A 1,682-nucleotide genomic window follows, 5' to 3' on the forward strand; every position below is an offset into this window, starting at 1 on the left:
CACTAAAACCACTTAAAGCTCTAATTAGAGAGATTTAAGTGGTTTTTCATATAGAACAACTACAAAACTAATAATTTGTAATTTTATGTTGTGTAGTGTTATGTACTGTGATATAATAATACTAGGAGGTAATGCCTATGTTTATTAGAGTTACGACATCACCCGATAAGAAATTTTCCAAAGTATACCTCGTGGAAGGATATCGTGATGAGAAAGGGAAAGTCAAGCAACGGATTATTGAGAGTCTTGGTGATTTAGAAACATTGACCAAGGCAAACCCTAATGCATTAGAAGATTTAAAAGTATGGGCCAAGGAAGAGACAAAAAGACTCAAGGGGAAACTACCCTTAGAAGTGGTTTTTTCGGATCTACAAACAGACTCAGACAGTCTGTTTAATTACGGCTACGTATTTTTAGAACGTATTTACCATAGAATAGGTCTCTCGCGTTTTATGCAAGATTATCAATCTAAAGTAAAATGTCAGTACAACCTAGATGACATCTTAAAATTGCTTGTCTTCTCACGTTGTTTAAACCCTGGAAGTAAAAAGAAAGCGTATGAAGGTAAGGGGAACTACTTCTTTGAGTTCAGTGATTTCAAATTAGACGATATTTATAAGTCACTGGGTTATTTAGCGGATATTAAAGATGATCTTACACAGGCGATGCATGAAGGGATTAGTGAGACATACGGAAGAGACTGTACTCTTGTTTTTTATGATGTGACAAACTATTACTTTGAATCAGAAGAGATGAACGGGTTAAGACAACGCGGTGTCTCTAAAGAGAAAAAGAAAACAGGAATTATTCAAATGGGCCTCTTTATCGATCGAAACGGTATCCCAATCACTTATGAACTTTTTCCAGGTCACACCAACGACCTTTCTACGATGAGACCAATCTTAGAAAAAATTAAGAAACAATACAATTTGGGGAAAATTACTATTATCGCCGATAAAGGCAATAATAGTGGTAAGAACTTAGACTATATTGATAAGCAACAGGATAAGTACATCATCAGCCAAAAGATAAGACAAAGAGGCAATCAGTTAGCCGACATTGTCTTAGACCAAGATGATTACCTCACAAACAGTACAGGCACATTCAAGTATAAGACTGTCGCAAGAGAACGTGAGATTAAAGAAAACGGAAAAGTCGTTTCAACAATTAAAGAACATTTACTGTGTTTTTGGAGTTTGAAAGAAGAACGTTACCAACACGGTAAGCGCGGATTACTCGATGAAAAGATTGATAAGTTTATGAACGACCCAAGTCTTTTAAACGCCTCTAACACGTTTGGAGTTAAGAAATACTTTAAGAAAACAACGTTTGATAAAACGACCGGCGAAGTCGTCAAAACCAAAAACAGTTACGCCTTTGATCAAGAGAAGTATGAACGTGATGTCGCACTTGATGGGTATTACGCGATAGTGACTAATGATTTAGACCTCACCCCCTTTGAAATCATTGATCACTATAGACAACTATCAGTAATAGAAGATTCCTTCAGAGTGACAAAAACAGACTTAGAAGGAAGGCCTGTTTATGTTTGGACAGATAACCATATCAAAGGCCACTTTCTAACATGTTTCATCGCGTTAACACTTTACCGCTTACTACAGCTTGAAACCGATAACGCATACTCCGTTAACAAGCTCAAAGAGGCACTAAATAGTGCAGTA

At 36.5% G+C, this 1,682-nt stretch carries 1 protein-coding gene; it reads left to right on the top strand.

Going from position 1 to position 1,682, the window contains the following annotated elements:
* Positions 1-137 precede the first annotated feature (137 nt).
* Positions 138-1,682 (top strand): IS1634 family transposase (locus ACHAJD_RS09810; protein ID WP_435585689.1); only part of this gene is annotated, 1,545 nt, incomplete at its 3' end.

Source organism: Liberiplasma polymorphum (assembly GCF_043951795.1).
Lineage (GTDB): Bacteria > Bacillota_I > Bacilli_A > Izemoplasmatales > Izemoplasmataceae > Liberiplasma > Liberiplasma polymorphum.